Source organism: Peribacillus sp. B-H-3 (assembly GCF_048572925.1).
GTDB lineage: Bacteria > Bacillota > Bacilli > Bacillales > DSM-1321 > Peribacillus.
In genome coordinates this window covers 769,463-785,139 of sequence record NZ_CP183879.1, presented here as the reverse complement: position 1 = coordinate 785,139, position 15,677 = coordinate 769,463, and the positions used below count along the sequence as shown (strand labels likewise).

Annotated in this window: 14 protein-coding genes and 2 pseudogenes; 7 read left to right on the top strand and 9 right to left on the bottom strand. The window is 39.4% G+C overall.

What is annotated here, in order from left to right; all coding sequences use genetic code 11:
• Positions 1-36: 36 nt before the first annotated feature.
• The 4 genes from essB to ACN6MY_RS03910 all read right to left on the bottom strand — a co-directional run bounded on the left by essB (position 37) and on the right by ACN6MY_RS03910 (position 3,700).
• Positions 37-1,365, bottom strand: coding sequence for a type VII secretion protein EssB (gene essB / locus ACN6MY_RS03925; RefSeq protein WP_419882828.1), 1,329 nt, complete (start codon positions 1,363-1,365; stop codon positions 37-39).
• 55 nt (positions 1,366-1,420) lie between these two features.
• Entirely contained in the window at positions 1,421-1,660 is a 240-nt protein-coding gene (locus ACN6MY_RS03920) for an EsaB/YukD family protein (protein WP_419884064.1), read from the bottom strand.
• Between the two features lie 115 nt (positions 1,661-1,775).
• Positions 1,776-2,072, bottom strand: a complete 297-nt coding sequence (locus ACN6MY_RS03915; protein WP_419882827.1) for a WXG100 family type VII secretion target — start codon at positions 2,070-2,072, stop codon at positions 1,776-1,778.
• Between the two features lie 272 nt (positions 2,073-2,344).
• A complete protein-coding gene (locus tag ACN6MY_RS03910; RefSeq protein WP_419882826.1) occupies positions 2,345-3,700 on the bottom strand; it encodes a TrkH family potassium uptake protein in 1,356 nt (451 codons plus the stop codon).
• Positions 3,701-3,888: 188 nt separating this feature from the next.
• Here ACN6MY_RS03910 and ACN6MY_RS03905 point away from each other — a divergent pair, with 188 nt between their 5' ends.
• From ACN6MY_RS03905 to ACN6MY_RS03895, 3 genes are all read left to right on the top strand, one after another.
• Entirely contained in the window at positions 3,889-4,443 is a 555-nt protein-coding gene (locus tag ACN6MY_RS03905; RefSeq protein ID WP_419882825.1) for a glutathione peroxidase, read from the top strand.
• A gap of 497 nt (positions 4,444-4,940) precedes the next feature.
• Positions 4,941-5,261 (top strand): YolD-like family protein, encoded by a 321-nt coding sequence (locus ACN6MY_RS03900; RefSeq protein ID WP_419882824.1) that lies wholly within the window; start codon positions 4,941-4,943, stop codon positions 5,259-5,261.
• A gap of 318 nt (positions 5,262-5,579) precedes the next feature.
• On the top strand, positions 5,580-6,059 hold the full coding sequence (locus tag ACN6MY_RS03895) for an ECF transporter S component (RefSeq protein ID WP_419884063.1): 480 nt from the start codon (positions 5,580-5,582) through the stop codon (positions 6,057-6,059).
• 231 nt (positions 6,060-6,290) lie between these two features.
• On the opposite strand, the gene ACN6MY_RS03890 is transcribed toward ACN6MY_RS03895, so the two are convergent.
• From ACN6MY_RS03890 to ACN6MY_RS03880, 3 genes are all read right to left on the bottom strand, one after another.
• Positions 6,291-6,581: a hypothetical protein gene (locus tag ACN6MY_RS03890; RefSeq protein ID WP_419882823.1), complete on the bottom strand. Its 291-nt coding sequence runs from the start codon at positions 6,579-6,581 to the stop codon at positions 6,291-6,293.
• Positions 6,582-7,153: 572 nt separating this feature from the next.
• Positions 7,154-8,380, bottom strand: coding sequence for a Bcr/CflA family multidrug efflux MFS transporter (locus ACN6MY_RS03885; protein ID WP_419882822.1), 1,227 nt, complete (start codon positions 8,378-8,380; stop codon positions 7,154-7,156).
• 387 nt (positions 8,381-8,767) lie between these two features.
• On the bottom strand, positions 8,768-9,184 hold the full coding sequence (locus ACN6MY_RS03880) for an NUDIX hydrolase (protein WP_419882821.1): 417 nt from the start codon (positions 9,182-9,184) through the stop codon (positions 8,768-8,770).
• A gap of 167 nt (positions 9,185-9,351) precedes the next feature.
• Between ACN6MY_RS03880 and ACN6MY_RS03875 the strand changes: the two are divergent.
• A pseudogene (locus tag ACN6MY_RS03875) lies at positions 9,352-9,534 on the top strand (tyrosine-type recombinase/integrase); the annotation flags it as partial.
• 498 nt (positions 9,535-10,032) lie between these two features.
• Here the strand turns inward: ACN6MY_RS03875 and ACN6MY_RS03870 are convergent.
• Positions 10,033-10,518 carry an HNH endonuclease gene (locus tag ACN6MY_RS03870; RefSeq protein ID WP_419882820.1) on the bottom strand — a complete coding sequence of 162 codons (486 nt, stop codon included), beginning with the start codon at positions 10,516-10,518 and terminating at the stop codon, positions 10,033-10,035.
• An 89-nt stretch (positions 10,519-10,607) separates the two neighbouring features.
• Between ACN6MY_RS03870 and ACN6MY_RS03865 the strand changes: the two genes are divergently transcribed.
• Together ACN6MY_RS03865 and ACN6MY_RS03860 are read left to right on the top strand one after the other, a co-directional pair.
• On the top strand, positions 10,608-10,847 hold the full coding sequence (locus tag ACN6MY_RS03865; protein WP_419882819.1) for a hypothetical protein: 240 nt from the start codon (positions 10,608-10,610) through the stop codon (positions 10,845-10,847).
• A gap of 462 nt (positions 10,848-11,309) precedes the next feature.
• Positions 11,310-12,389 carry a glycosyltransferase gene (locus ACN6MY_RS03860; protein ID WP_419882818.1) on the top strand — a complete coding sequence of 360 codons (1,080 nt, stop codon included), beginning with the start codon at positions 11,310-11,312 and terminating at the stop codon, positions 12,387-12,389.
• Between the two features lie 224 nt (positions 12,390-12,613).
• On the opposite strand, the gene ACN6MY_RS03855 is transcribed toward ACN6MY_RS03860, so the two are convergent.
• Positions 12,614-14,320 (bottom strand): exosporium glycoprotein BclB-related protein, encoded by a 1,707-nt coding sequence (locus ACN6MY_RS03855; protein WP_419882817.1) that lies wholly within the window; start codon positions 14,318-14,320, stop codon positions 12,614-12,616.
• A 474-nt stretch (positions 14,321-14,794) separates the two neighbouring features.
• Here ACN6MY_RS03855 and ACN6MY_RS03850 point away from each other — a divergent pair.
• Positions 14,795-15,631: pseudogene (locus tag ACN6MY_RS03850) on the top strand (tyrosine-type recombinase/integrase).
• Positions 15,632-15,677: the final 46 nt, after the last annotated feature.

Below are 15,677 nucleotides of genomic sequence, written 5' to 3'. Positions count from 1 at the left end.
CATCTCCTGCAAAACGCTGTTGAAATTATCGATTCATTACTTCGTGCTTTTGGCTGCCTCTTTCGATTTGCTGTTTGTTTTATTTTTCTGGGCCGCAGCCTGTGCCGCAGCTTGCTCACGCTTTTGTTTCTCCGCCTGCTGTTTCATTGCTTCCTCCTGCTGCTTTTGCAATTCGAGCTCTTTATCCAATTCTTTTTGTTTTTCAGCTTTTTCAGCTTCTTTTTGCCGCTTATATTCATCAAATTCTGCAGTAATAGGTTTAAGCTTCTCTTCCTTTTCCTTGCCTGTCAGGCTGTCGTCACTTTGAATTTCTACCTGGTAATTAATTAAGCCAAGCATGATCAGATCCTGATAACGAAGCGAACGGGCAATGTCGATTGCTTTTTCATTCTCTCCTCTGCCAAGATAGATCCAATAGAGGAAGTACTTTTTATCCGATTGGAGATTAAGTGTATTTTCAAGCACCTTTCGCTGATCATCTGATAAATCCTCATTCACGAAGTAAGCATAAGCTAATTCATACTGGACAACGTCGGGCATTTTTTCTGCATTTTCATTCTCTAAGGTGTCAATCACTTCACTGTATTTCTCCTGGAGGAATGCCTTCCCGCTATCCACATAAGCCGTTTCCCTCGGCTGGAGAAACAACATGGAATAAAGTGTGTAAACGAGGGCAGGCACAAGAAGGATCAGGCTGCCAAATAAGAAATAGCGGTTCCTTTTCCATCTCTTCTGCGGGATATGTATAATCGTCCTTTCCTTTTTCTCAAGCTCTGTTATATGTGACTGTACGAGATCTGCAAGGTCATCCAGGCTGCCAGCCGAAAGGATTCCCTTCACGGAAGAAGATAGCTTCAAGGTTTGGTGATAGGAAAGATATTGTTCGAATGTATATTGACCATCTACGCTTTCCGCCACAGCAGCCTTTAGCTCCTGCAGTAAAAGTTCTGGATTTTTTTCATAGGGAGGCAAGCTTTCTCTTACTCCGTAATGGAGGAAGTATGGCGTCAAGCTTGAATCTAGCACGATATTTTCCGGGCAGACCACCATATGCAGCCTTGGCGAGCGGCCGTTCTGCACTTTTTTGATCAGCTGATGCGAAAACAGCCATCTGGATAGTTCATTTTTCTTTTTGATTTCAGAAAATTCCACAAAGGTTTCCGGCACTTTAACCGAAATCCTCACTTCTTCGTCATTCACTTCTATCTCTTTGTGCAGCACATCGTCTGCATCCTTAAGCACTTGCAGCTCGAGCTCATTTTTCACTTTCAACCTGGCTCTCTGAAAGATAAAGACATATCCATCATCCTTCGTCACCGCAGCTTCAATTCTTTTATCTAAATAAGATGATTTTACCTCTTCCATTTCCTGCTCCTTTACCTCTTTCCAGAGATTCTAAGACTATGACTCTGCCTTCCGGCTACAGGATCTCGATCCTGTCTCCATTTGTGATGCCGCTCTCAAGCAAGGTCCCGTTTCCTGAACAGACGAACTTTTTATTTTGAATCCTGATCCAATAGCCTTCCCGGGGAGGGCGGGACAGGTTTTTGACCTGCCAAATGACTTCTATAACCTTTTTAATAGAAAGGTAATTTGATAGCTGAAGATCAAATACTTCTCCGCTATAATTCTTCAGATCAACGGTAAGCTGGATATAAATATGAAATCACCCCTGTAGCGCATTTAAATCTCCGTTAATTTTGTGTTTAAACAGAGAAAAAGCGCTATAATCTTAATAGATTCGCAGCGCTTTTCCTACAATCACTATGTTTCTATTATCCGCGAATTTGGCTGGCAATCTGATTATCAGTATCACGCATAATATTAGCAGCTTTATCCAACTGCTGGTGAACATCTTCCAGCAAATTTGACATGTCCTTGAAGGATGGCTTTAACTGTTCATATTGATCATGAAATGCTTCGCTTGATGCACCCTCCCAAATTTGGTTCAGGTGGCCAATCAAAGTATCCAAGCGGCCAATCATTAAATCAATTTCATGGCTTTCCGTCTGGTATTTCTTCGAAGCATCAATTAACTCATCTGGTGTAACGCGAATATTTCCTGCTGCCATTACATATTCCTCCTTAAAATTTAATTAGTTACATTGTAAATTACCCATACAAATTTTTCCATTGATACCGTGATATTCTTTTAAAAATGGTTAATTTTTACTAATGTATAAATCTCTAGTTTCTTTATAATAGACTTTTTACCCAGTACAATATCACCTAAACCCATATTTTAAAAATAAATCCATATTTTTCATATTTTCTGTATCAGGCAAATTTAACAGGATCATTCCAAAAGAAAAAGCCTGCATCTGCAAGCTTAAGAATTCAATATCTAACCAATAATGATTCTTTCTTTTGGATAGTGATAATGGTTCTTGATCGGCTTTCCCCCCAATAAGAATAAAAAGGTGAAAACTCCTATCCTTCCGATAAACATTAACACCATAATGATAATCTTGCCAAAGGTATGCAAATCCGAAGTGATGCCCAGCGAAAAACCTACCGTCCCAAAGGCTGAGGCTACTTCAAATACGATCTCCATAAAAGAAAAGCGCGGCTCAAGGACCATCAGAAGCATAACCGCACAGCTGCACAATATCGTCGCTGTCACCGTCACGATATACGCCTTAATCACATCCTCCATGACCACTTCTCTTCTAAATACCTTGATTGTCGTGTTTCCATTAGCAAAATAATAGATGCTAAGCAGCATTATGGCAAACGTTGTCGTCCTGATCCCCCCGCCGGCACTGCTTGGCGATGCGCCAATGAACATAAGGATGCTCAGCAGAAAATGTGTAGGTGCAGAAAACTCCCGGATATCTATCGTATTAAGTCCGCCATTCCTGGAAGAAACCGAGTAGAAGAGAGAATACAGGAGCGATTCCCCCCACGGCATATTTTTATAAAAATGATGATTTTCCAATATAAAAATCATCATTGCCGCAATGATGATCAATCCAAAAAAAGTGATCGTCGTGATCTTTGTAAACAGGGAAAACCTGAAATTTTTACGATTTTTCACTTTAAAGAACTGAACCACCTCCATCAGCACGGGAAAACCAATGGCTCCGATTATTAACAGAAACATCGTGACGGTAAGAACAAACCCGTCCTTTGCAAAGGGTATTAAAGATTCTCCTGTTATATCGAATCCCGCATTTGTCAAAGCACTCACACTTGCAAAAAAGCCCTGCAGGAAAGATTCCTTCCAGGTAGGAAAGTATTTTAGATAATAAGTTCCAAGCACCGCTGCCCCTGCCAGCTCAATGAGCGTAAACAAAATCAGCAGCCTCTTCACCAGCTGGACAATCCCTGCCAGGGAAGAAATATTCTGGTCGGTCATAATGAGCATCCGCTCTCTTAAGCCGATCTTTTTCCCAAGCATCAGCCAAATAAACGTTCCAAACGCCATAATGCCGATTCCTCCAAACTGAAGAATCACAGCGAAGATGAAGGTTCCTGGCACACTGAGGATTTCACTCAAGTTAACCGTGGATAAACCTGTTACACTCACAGCACTAATTGCCGTAAAAAGCGCATCAATAAATGAAAGCTTAGCATGCGGCTTAAGTGTGATAGGCAGCAATAGCAGTACGGTAGACACCGCCACTGCCAAAATGTAATAAATGACTATAACCTGTGCCGGTGATATCTGTTTTGATCGATTTTCAATTGGACTTTTCATGTTTCTCCTGATTTCGTTTTTTTTACATATTATATCGAATCCTCTCAAACTTTAAAAGTTCGGGACAGCTGAAGGGCTTTTAGCACATTTAAAAAGGTTAATTAGTTTTATTGCGTGCGCGTAAGTAGTAGTATGGACTCAAGTCTTATGAACTATATGATATTACATACATTTTGGAGGAAAAACAATTGAGCATTTATAATTTTTCAGCAACAGCCATGAACGGGCAGGATATAAGTTTAGAAGAATTCAAAGGCAAGGTGGTTCTCATTGTCAATACAGCCGGACAATGCGGCTTCACCTTTCAATATGAAGATTTGCAGCGTCTTTATGACCGTTATAAAGAAAAGGACTTTGTGATCTTAGGTTTCCCTTGCAATCAATTTGCCGGCCAGGAACCGGATGATAATGAAAAGGTTCAATTCTTTTGCACCCTTCGATACGGCGTCAGTTTCCCGATGTTCCAAAAAATCGATGTGCGGGATGAAAACGCCCATCCGCTCTTTCACTACCTTGCATCTTCACAGCCATTTAAAGGCTTCGATGAATCACATCCAGTCGCAAAGGTACTGATTCCTTTACTGCATGAAAAACATCCAGAATACATATACGGCGACTCAATAAAATGGAATTTCACAAAGTTCCTTATTGATAAAAAAGGAAATGTCGTCAAAAGGTTTGAACCTACCACAGACCCTATGGATATGGAAAAAGACATTGAACTGCTTTTGAAGTATTCATAAGAATAGAGAGGTTCCCATTATTCAGGGAACCTCTCTATTTTTTTTTTGATTTCTATACTCCAAAAAAAACCCGCTCATCGAATCAAAAATTTGCTGCTATGGAACAAGTGGTTGATTTCCGCTTCAGGATGCTCGCTTTCCGCGGGGCAGGCGGTGAGCCTCCTCGGCTGCGCCTGCGGGGTCTCACCTGTTCTGCTAATCCCGCAGGAGTCTCGCACCTTACGCTCCAATCAACCAGATTTAACAATGTAATCACCTCACAGAACCCAAAAATCACAATTTCTGAGAAAAGTGACTTTTATTTTAATTGAAATAGAACAAATGTTCGTATATACTTTTAGAAAAGGTTATATGACCGGAGTGGATCCATTTCGCTCCGGTGTGATAGTGTTACGGCCAATTCCCATCATGAGCATTCTGTGAGAATGCTAGCCGGATGCACTGAAAGGAAATCAACAGGCAAGTTAACAGAGACAAAAGATAAGGAGCTGATGAAAATGATTAAAGACAATATAAAATGGACTTCTCTCATGCTTCCGGAGCATATTCGATTACTAAGACAGCTAATAGAAGAAAATAGATTAGGAAAGAAGCCCATTTTAGACGGACAGCAAATGCAGCAGCTTGGGCTAGCAGCATTTGATTCCCTGAACCTTACCATCCCTGTCCGGACCATATACTGGAAGGATGGACTGTTTGATACCAAAATAGGAATCGTGGCAGATGTAGACATGCTAAATAGGGAGATAATTGTAGATTTATTAAGCGGCAGCATTTCCATCCCGATAGACCATTTAGTAGCTATTGAAAGAGTTTAAATACCAGGATGGCGTCTGGCTTAAAATCACCGGTCTGCTTGTAAGGACCGGCACAGAGCGGGTTCTTAAACATTTCGGGATTCCCCCGGTTACCTCATTCATCAACATTTCCACTTCACTTTTCCAATTGCCTTTCTTCTTATAGACACTTATCGCTATAGCGGTTGTAATCAACTTTGAACATGTTTCAAATAAATAGTTCTGACATATTTATTAACGGTCAGATTTGGAGTATGATAATATGTAAAAAAAGAAAGAGGTCATCCGGTGAATTCAACATTTCCACAAACACAAACAGCTAAAACAAGGGCCTTAGTCATGAACGCCCTTTTTATCGCATTAACCCTTGTAGCTACCATGTTCATCCACATAAAGCTTCCAACAATAGGCAACGGCGGCCTCATCCATCTGGGCAACGTGCCTCTATTCATAGCAGCCATGGTTTACGGCAAAAAAACGGGGGCCATAGCAGGCGCCTTCGGAATGGGTTTATCTGATCTTTTCTCCGGCTGGGCCGCTTGGGCGCCTTTCACCTTTATCATTGTAGGTGTCATGGGCTTTATAGCAGGCCTCATATCTGAGAAGGCACCCGGCAAAAGAGCATTGGTAAACACACTGGCAGTAGCCGCTGCCCTGATTATAAAAATCGTGGGCTACTATTTTGCCGAAGTTATCCTTTACGGCAACTGGATACAGCCATTCGGCTCCATCCCAGGAAACATTATTCAGGTCGTACTAGCCGGCATCATTGTAGTGCCGCTTGCAGGGCGATTCAAGAAGAGAACCGGACAGATTTGAACAGCTCCTTAAATTTCGGGCATTTAATGAGAATCTGTTGAATACATTTAGACTTGTAATAGGCACCCTATGGAGCAGGAAACTACTTTATGGGGTTTTTTTTTGTATAATGATTTAAAAATTAAATGTGAATTCTCTTTATTAGACTGTGTTAGCCTTAACCGTTACACAATCAGTTTTTATTATGATTTTTTCTAATTTTAACAGGATGTAATTTTCTTTCAATATTTATTATGCTTGTACTCTTAACTCAAATAAATACTTTCGAGCTAGTGCTTTAACATTTTCTGATATTCTTGGAGAATCAATAATAATCCGTAATGCGTCTTCTTGTTTTTTATCCTTGAATATATCATTAGCAAAAGAAACTCTTATTGCTGCACCACTAGCTGTATATTTTTCAGCAAGTTTAACAACTTTTTCATTCGTTGTCATATTGAAATCCCTATAAATATTATAATCTTCGACGAAAGATTTCTTACCAATCGATTTTAATGATTTCTCAAGCTTTACTGTATCCATACCAATTCCCTCCAATTTTTGCATTAACAAAAAAAGAATAACACAAAAAAATGTAATCGTGGCTTCAATTTTCGTTATTGGAAGTAATGTCTAATTGACAGTGATTAATAGAAATTGATATTTTAAGTCGTCATTGGTATAGAAGAATTTCTTCTTCGTTAAAATCAGGGTTCACTATTTCGGTTCAGATATTGTTTACATCTTCAGTAAAGTACCCGGCGGTGAAGGATTCCTTCTATATGAAGGCCAAACAACTAGAAACTATAAAAAATTTCATTGTGTGTTTTGAAGGGTTATAAAGGAAGTTCAAGAAGGGGTAATCAAATGGTAGGTGGCCGCTTACTATAACTTAGGAGTAATCCTGATTCTGGACAGTATCTACCTCGTTAATAACAAAAATTTCCAGTGGAATAGGTTATGGTTCAACAGGAAATTGTGGCTTATTATTTAAAATAAAAAGGATAGATAAGCACCAATGAATATGCTCTTTCTATCCTTTTTAGTCTGCGTTCATGCCTCTGATTCAACAGGATGCATGAACTTATGCAGTTTTTAAAAACTTATCATATTTTTCAAGCTTTCCGATTGGCCATGGAAAGTGTCTCCTGGTTTTTGGTTTTTCTCACCAGGATGAAATAACAAAGGAAAGCCAAAGCGCTGGCGCCAAAAATGACGGCGGCCATTGGAACTCCTGTGTACGCTCCGCCAATTCCTACAATCGGGGCAGAAAGAGAGCCCATAACAAAAGGCAATACCCCCAATAAAGCAGAAGCGCTGCCCGCCATATGTCCTTGTGACTGAATGGCCAAGGTGAAAGATGTCGTCCCGATTATACTAATGGATGATAAAAAGAAGAAAACCGGGATAGCGACACCAATAAGCGGCGCTTTTAGTAAGAGTGCAATCAATAGCCATAAACCAGATACATTCGCAAGGGTTAGGCCTATTTTCAGGAAAGTCCCTTCTGAAATGCTATCATTAAAGCGGCCGACTGACTGGCTTCCAATGATCAAAGCGAGCCCATTGACCCCAAACAAAAGACTAAATTGCTGGGGGCTCACACCGTAAACATTCTGATAGACAAACGGTATGCCAGAAACGTAGGCAAAAATACCGGCAGTGATAAACCCCTGTGTTAATGCATAGCCCATGAACTCTTTATTTTTAAATAACGTTCCAAAATTCCCTAATACATAAGGTAAATTACTCGGTACACGCTTTCCAGCCGGCAGCGTCTCTTTTAACTTAAATGCAACAGTAAAGATTAAGATGATCCCAATACATGCCAATACAATAAAAACCCAATTCCATCCTTTAAAAGCAAGAATCGCTCCTCCGGCTATCGGGGCTACAATGGGCCCGAGGTTTCCTACCAGCATGATTAAAGAAAAGAACTTTGTCAGTTCCTTCCCGCTATAAAGGTCCCTTACAATGGCCCTTGATATAACAATTCCGCCTGAGGCTGCAAACCCCTGTACAAATCGGCACCCAATAAGGAAATAGATATTAGGTGAAAATGAGCATGTCAGGGATGCCAAGATATATAAACCAAGGAAAAACAACAAAGGTTTCCGGCGTCCGTTCACATCACTTAATGGGCCGATGACTAATTGCCCTAAACCAAGACCCAATAAACAGGATGTCAAACTAATTTGAACGAGTGACGGGGTCGTGTGGTAATCATTTACGATTGTAGGAAAGGACGGCAAATACGTATCAATTGTAAAAGGACCCAAAATTCCTAATGATCCTAAAAGCACAGCAAGCTGAAGCCGTTTCTTTCCGCTAGATTTATCCAAGATGCTCTCGCCTTTCTTTATTTAATTTTTTCATCATCAATACACAAACACAAATGTTTCGATAACCGAAATTTAACATTCCTTATTATAACTGGAAACTTGCCTGTTGGTAAACAATAAAATATTTCAAATGGTGAGTCATATTCTTTTCTTCAGCAATTAGTTTACCGTTTCATAATAAAGAATATTTAAGGCAGTAATACACGGCCGCCAACAATTAGATGCGGTAACCTCAAAAGTGTTCGTCTAAGCAACAAATCATAAAAATACCTCTTACAAATTCAGCAAATTGGTTCGAGGCTTAAGAGAGAAAATCCTTGAAGACTTATACTTGCTTTCAAGTAACATAGACTTTCAAAAGATTTTACAGAGACCCAAAAACTTAATTCAATACTTCCAAGGAGAAAATATTATTTTTCTCGAATCACTTATTATTTCTTCAGGCAATAATAATCTCAATTGATCTTTAGTTGCCCATTTGAAGTCAGAGTGTTCCTTGGATAGTATAACTTCTTTAGTATTACTGCTGCATAAATAGGTCAAAATAACAACTTGTCTCATTGGATCAGTTTTGAATGTGGCTGCATATAAAATCTTCTCTACTGCAACAGATAAACCTACTTCTTCTTTAATTTCACGTAAAAGTGCAGTTTCTAAATCCTCCCCAAATTCAATTTTCCCGCCAGCACATTCCCAAGTTCCTCCGCCAATTTCATCGTCTTTATCACGTTGAACGATCAAAACTTTTCCTTCATTGACAATGACACCTTTAAGAGCAACAACTATTTTATTTGGATTTGTCATTTAATATACCTTCCTGTTTGTTATTAAAAAGTCTTATTTTTAAAGATAAATTATATCTTTTATATTCACATGAATTGTTCCTGTTCGTCGACTAAATAAAAACAGTAAGTGGTGAAAGAAAACAGAGTTATACATAGCAAAGGCTCGTGATTACAAATGTGCCAGATCGAATGAAAAGGCTGCTTATCGCAGGTTTGAATGAAGAGTTAACACCTCATAGTCTAAGACACACTCATACATCTCTGCTTGCCGAGGCCCGAGTCACTCTCGAACAAATTATGGATCGTTTAGGTTATACTGACGATCAAATTACGAAAAATGTGCATCTCCACGTAACCCAAGAAATATAAAAGAAGCCTCTCTTATGAGAAGCCTCTAGATTAACCTTAGAAAAATGTTGGCATTTCACTTTCACCTTACATACAAACCCAGTCATACCAAGGGTTCAGAAGGCAATTTCATCATGCCGCCCATTCATTTTGATATATAATAGAAGTAAATAGGGTTTTAAAAAGCCCTACATCTCAACGTTTTTAAAATTCCACCTTAAATAACTTTAAATATTTTTTAAAAATGTCGAGGACAATCCCGAGGACAAATGCTGACAAAGTTCATCAGCGTTTGTCCTTTAATATTTCTAAGTCTTAAAAAGGCAAAATAAAAACCCGGTCACTTTTGACGAGTATGTATTAAAAGGTAAAAGCACCCTAAGGGATGCCCTCGACGAAACGGAGCACACTTACTAATTAATAGCGTTTTCGCGAGTCAGACAGTCATTGGAGTCGATAGAACCTCTTAGGATGTTCACTGATTCCCATAGGGAATCGAGTATGCAATCATACTACTTATTAAATCTTTCTTTTAGATGCCACTCCAAAAATTTCCTTCTTAGGTGGAGCAAAGTTCGGGTACTTTATCTTCTTATTTTCATAAGGCCTTAGCAGCTCTGATAAAACAACATCCTTGTATAATTTTGGTGCAAAAATTACTCTGTATTCATTAGAGATCCCTATGTATCCTTTATCAAAGGCCTTATCCACCAAAACCGAAAGACAAATCCCATTCTGTGGATCTAGCCTATATTCTTTATTTTCAGACCATGGGACAATATGTGATGATACTAAAAAATCTTTTGTAGTAATCCCCGTAATAGCACATTTATATCCATAGTTTAGCTTTACTTGATCGGCGAACACTTTGTGACCAACGCGAATTTTTTGTTCAGACCTTTGGTCGTCGACAAAATAACCTCTCTTTTGTTGTTGTTGGATTAATCTAATTTCTTGATCAACATCTGCAATATCATTTGTTTCATTATTGAATGATAATTTCAATATTCCTATAAAGTCTTCCTTAACGATTTGATTCATTCCATATTGATTGAAAAAATGTTCCCATGAACAACAGGTATAGGAGGTTATTTATGAATGTTTATCAAGTCATTATTGCGGCAATAAATGCTTACTTGGAAAGAGAAAAAGCAAGACAAGATGAGCCACGAACAATGGAGATTATTCGAGCAATCAATGCAACAGTTCTTGGGAATCGGCAGATAATTGAAGATGCGCTTCGTGACTGGGAAATAGATAGATTGACCGGTATCTTGGACAAGTCCAAAATTTTAATGAATATGAACCAACTGACGATCACAAAGATTTATTAAAAGCTATTGCTTATGATACCAATCAATTTATTTTTGGTCCCTTGATCAATCTTTTTGATAATGAAGATGATGTGCCTCGTGTTAGAAAAAAAGTAAACTTAATGGAACTTGTTGTACATTTACGTGCTATCGTTTTATCTGAACTGAAAAATAGACACGAAGATAATCGTGACGATCACCTCTTAGATCAGTTGAAATACGTTAGAGCGTGTTGTACGTGGTTAAAAAATAACCAATATAGTCGACATTATTTATCCCTATCCAGGAGATTTAATAATTAATACGTTATTAATTCTAAAAGTTCATTAGTCATATTGCTCCCCAGTTGTTCGGATCTAAAGATTGTTTAGATAAAGAGAAAAACGGATTCAAAGTTTGGTTAATAAAAGAATTTAATTATGTTACGAAACACTTTGAGATACATATATTAGGAATAACTAATATATTTGAGTGGTGATGGCTATGTGTACAATTACTCTTTGTATGATCGTGAAAAATGAAGAAGAGGTTTTGCATCAATGTTTAAGTAGTGTAAAGGAAATTTGTGATGAAATAATTATTGTTGATACAGGTTCAATGGATAAGACTAAGGATATAGCAAAGAATTTCACAGAAAAGATTTTTGATTTTGAATGGTTTGATAATTTTTCGGCTGCAAGAAACTTTGCTTTTAGTCATGCTACAAAGGACTATATTTTATGGTTAGATGCAGATGATATTTTACTAAAAGAAGATCATCAAAAATTTAAAATACTAAAGAAAAATCTAAATGCTTCAATTGATGCGGTTTCTATGATTTACAATATCGCTTTCGATGAATACGGCCAACCAACCTTTAGTTATAGGAGAAACCGTTTAGTAAGAAGAGAGAAAAAATTCAAATGGATTGGTCTTGTACATGAATATTTAGAAGTTAGCGGTAATATTTATACAGCTGATATAGCTATTACTCATCGAAAATCGGATAAAACTAAATCTGTTCAAAGTGACCGAAACATTCTTATTTATGAAAATCGTCTAAAAAATGGAGAAGACTTTTCACCGAGGGATTTATATTATTATGCAAATGAATTAAAAGACCATGCCGATTTTCAGAAAGCTATAAAGTATTATCACAATTTCTTAGATACAAAAAAAGGATGGATTGAAGATGAAATCCGTGCCTGTATAAACATGGCGGAGTGTTATAGAAACCTTGGTAATTTGATAAAAGAAAAAGAATCACTTGTGATGTCATTTATTTATGATGTACCACGACCTGAAGCTTCATGTCGATTAGGGGACTTATATAAAGAAAACAAAGAATTCAACAAAGCCATTGTATGGTACCGCCTAGCTCTTGAAAAAGAGGCAGTTAATAACCCTGGGTTTAGGCAAGAGGCATATTCAACATGGTATCCACATCTTCAGTTATGTGTATGTTATTGGGAAACAGGAGAGCAAAAACTAGCTGAAGAACATAATAATAGGGCCAAAGTATATCGACCGAATGACTCAAGTGTGAAGACAAATGAAAAGTTTTTTAAAAATTATGACGTGTAATAATTAGGATTTTTTATAAAAACGTTTCTATTCTCCTTTGTATGAAAATATGCTGATCTGTATTAATCATTTTGGGAGGTGAGATTTTTACTAATAATTTTTCAAACTCAAACTGAATACACATAAAAACGAGAAGGTTTACTTAAATAATCCTTCCCGTTTTTTTATCCTTTTTGTTAAACAGTAACTGAGTTTTGAATTTGAAGATTTTTAACAAAATTAAATTAATCGATTACAATACCTGCGCTTGCAAAACCTACAAGAGATGTGAGAACAGCAACTGCAGTATCTATAGAGAAAACCATTAATAATTTATCCCCTGTAACAACCGGGAGTGCCGTTGCAGCAGTACCAGTAGAAACGTCTAAAAGGTTAATTATAGGTCCTAAAGCTGGTGATAAAAGTACAAAGGCGCCTGATGGAGAAAAGGTATTGCTAGCTGCAGGTGCCGTATATAATTCTGCTCTTACGGTAACAGGTGTACCTATAATTGCTGCCACTGTCGTACTAAAGAATGCAGATATTGATGATACAGTTCCGGCACGAGGAACCACGAATGCGAAGTCAAGAACGCCTCCGATACCAGGGCTCAGAGTAATTGTTCCTCCACCAATAGTAACACCCTCAAAAGAACTTCCGAACCCAATAAGAGCCCCAGTATCAAGTAATCCTCCTAAAACACTCGTAAGTGCAACAGGAGTACCTGACGCATATGCAATTATAGCACCAGCTCCAGGAGTTCCAGTCGCTCCTGTTGCCCCAGCAGGTCCCGTTGCTCCTGTTGCCCCAGCAGGTCCCGTTGCTCCTGTTGCTCCAGCAGGTCCCGTTGCTCCTGTTGCTCCTGAAGGTCCCGTTGCTCCTGTTGCTCCATCAAGTCCCGTTGCTCCTGTTGCCCCAGCAGGTCCTGTTGCTCCTGTTGCTCCTGTTGCTCCTGAAGGTCCCGTTGCTCCTGTTGCCCCAGCAGGTCCCGTTGCTCCTGTTGCCCCAGCAGGTCCTGTTGCTCCTGTTGCCCCAGCAGGTCCTGTTGCTCCTGTTGCTCCTGAAGGTCCCGTTGCTCCTGTTGCTCCTGTTGCCCCAGCAGGTCCCGTTGGTCCTGTTGCCCCAGCAGGTCCTGTTGCTCCTGTTGCTCCTGAAGGTCCCGTTGCTCCTGTTGCTCCTGTTGCCCCAGCAGGTCCCGTTGCTCCTGTTGCCCCAGCAGGTCCTGTTGCTCCTGTTGCTCCTGAAGGTCCCGTTGCTCCTGTTGCTCCTGTTGCCCCAGCAGGTCCCGTTGCTCCTGTTGCTCCATCAAGTCCCGTTGCTCCTGTTGCTCCAGCAGGTCCTGTTGCTCCTGTTGCTCCTGAAGGTCCTGTTGCTCCTGAAGGTCCCGTTGCTCCTGAAGGTCCTGTTGCTCCTGAAGGTCCTGTTGCTCCTGAAGGTCCTGTTGCTCCTGAAGGTCCTGTTGCTCCTGAAGGTCCTGTTGCTCCTGAAGGTCCTGTTGCTCCTGAAGGTCCTGTTGCTCCTGAAGGTCCTGTTGCTCCTGAAGGTCCTGTTGCTCCTGAAGGTCCTGTTGCTCCTGAAGGTCCTGTTGCTCCAGCAGGTCCTGTTGCTCCTGTTGCTCCTGAAGGTCCTGTTGCTCCTGAAGGTCCTGTTGCTCCTGAAGGTCCCGTTGCTCCTGTTGCTCCTGAAGGTCCCGTTGCTCCTGTTGCTCCAGCAGGTCCTGTTGCTCCTGTTGTTCCTGAAGGTCCTGTTGCTCCTGAAGGTCCTGTTGCTCCTGAAGGTCCCGTTGCTCCTGTTGCTCCTGAAGGTCCCGTTGCTCCTGTTGCTCCAGCAGGTCCTGTTGCTCCTGTTGTTCCAGCAGGTGCGTTTACCTTGACCACGACTTTTTGCTTTACTTTAGATTCGCATTGACATGTTTTATGCCCGCAATCTTTACATTTTTTATCATTACTCAATTTTTCACCACCCTTTAATAAGAGATACGGTATTATATGATGGGAAATTTATTTGGAATGGACAAGTTCCTTAATTTTTTAAATTTGATTTCAATATTTTCACTTTTTTTAATAACACTCGGTTTCATATTAATGGGAAAATAAGAGTTGGCCGGTACAATGCCTAAACTAAAGATCGCCCAAGAGCAATTTCGTACGAGATATTTTTAATTCAGTACCTTCCAAATACTCGGATACCATGTACATTATCTATTCTGATGATAATTCCTACTACTACATATTCAAAGATAAAATAAATCCCCTTATGCGAGGGCACTGCAAAACGAATACATTAATTGGAAAAAACGCCCATGACTGGCTTAAAACATATAGTCGTAGTGGCGTAAAAGTTAGCAGTGTAAGAGCCAGGGAAAAGGAAATGAAGCATTTCATTAGTGATTGGGGGCCGTTCCTATAAGCCGCATCACTAAGAAAATGTATGAGGAAAGGATCCTGGAATTAAACGAAAAATACAGTCAAAATTATATGGATGGTATTCATGCTTGTGGAAGAATGATTTTTCGGAAAGCATTAACTCGGGGGCTGATAAAAAATAATCCTACTGAGGATTTCAAAATGCCTAAAAAGCAGCAAAGTATTGAAGAGCTGGAGAAAGCTGAAGAAGAGATTATTTTTTTGGAAAAAGAGGTGCTTGCTCATTTTCTAAAATTAGCCCAATCTGATGGGCTTGAAATGGATCATTTAATCTTCACGGTATTATCGTATACTGGTTTAAGAATTGGCGAATTATTGGCCATAAAATGGGCAGATTTTAACGAAAAACAAAGCACTATTCGCGTGACAAAAACACTTTATAACCCTAACAACCATATTGAGAAATATCAGCTTTTAACACCAAAAACAAAGGGATCTGTCCGTGCAATCAAGATTGATGAAATGCTGATTAACATGTTAAAGAAGCACCGCATTAAACAGAATGAGATTAAATTAAAAAACGGCCTTGTTTACCAGGATAACGGATTTATTTTTGCTCGAGAGGATGGACACCCACAATTATGAAAAGTAGTTAATACCCGGCTTAAACGACTTCTGAAAAAATCAGGAATTGAAAAAAACATCACTCCACACTCGTTTCGGCATACCCACACTTCACTATTAATTGAGGCTGGAGTCGGCATTAAAGAAATACAACAGCGGCTTGGACATACGGATATAAATACGACAATGAATACTTATGCTCATATGACCGCCAATATGGAAGAAAAGGCCTCCCAACAGTTTAGCAAACTGATGAAAGACCTTCTCTTATAGTTAGCATTTTTTGTCATGGATTCGATGTGAGGACAAATCCGAGGAC

Coding starts and splice junctions, on each gene's coding strand:
- ACN6MY_RS03895 (WP_419884063.1), top strand. CDS start 5,580: ATGAACGCCCTTTTTATCGCATTAACCCTTGTAGCTACCATGTTCATC.
- ACN6MY_RS03910 (WP_419882826.1), bottom strand. CDS start 3,700: ATGAAAAGTCCAATTGAAAATCGATCAAAACAGATATCACCGGCACAG.
- ACN6MY_RS03860 (WP_419882818.1), top strand. CDS start 11,310: ATGTGTACAATTACTCTTTGTATGATCGTGAAAAATGAAGAAGAGGTT.
- ACN6MY_RS03915 (WP_419882827.1), bottom strand. CDS start 2,072: ATGGCAGCAGGAAATATTCGCGTTACACCAGATGAGTTAATTGATGCT.
- essB (WP_419882828.1), bottom strand. CDS start 1,365: ATGGAAGAGGTAAAATCATCTTATTTAGATAAAAGAATTGAAGCTGCG.
- ACN6MY_RS03865 (WP_419882819.1), top strand. CDS start 10,608: ATGAATGTTTATCAAGTCATTATTGCGGCAATAAATGCTTACTTGGAA.
- ACN6MY_RS03890 (WP_419882823.1), bottom strand. CDS start 6,581: ATGGATACAGTAAAGCTTGAGAAATCATTAAAATCGATTGGTAAGAAA.
- ACN6MY_RS03880 (WP_419882821.1), bottom strand. CDS start 9,184: ATGACAAATCCAAATAAAATAGTTGTTGCTCTTAAAGGTGTCATTGTC.
- ACN6MY_RS03900 (WP_419882824.1), top strand. CDS start 4,941: ATGATTAAAGACAATATAAAATGGACTTCTCTCATGCTTCCGGAGCAT.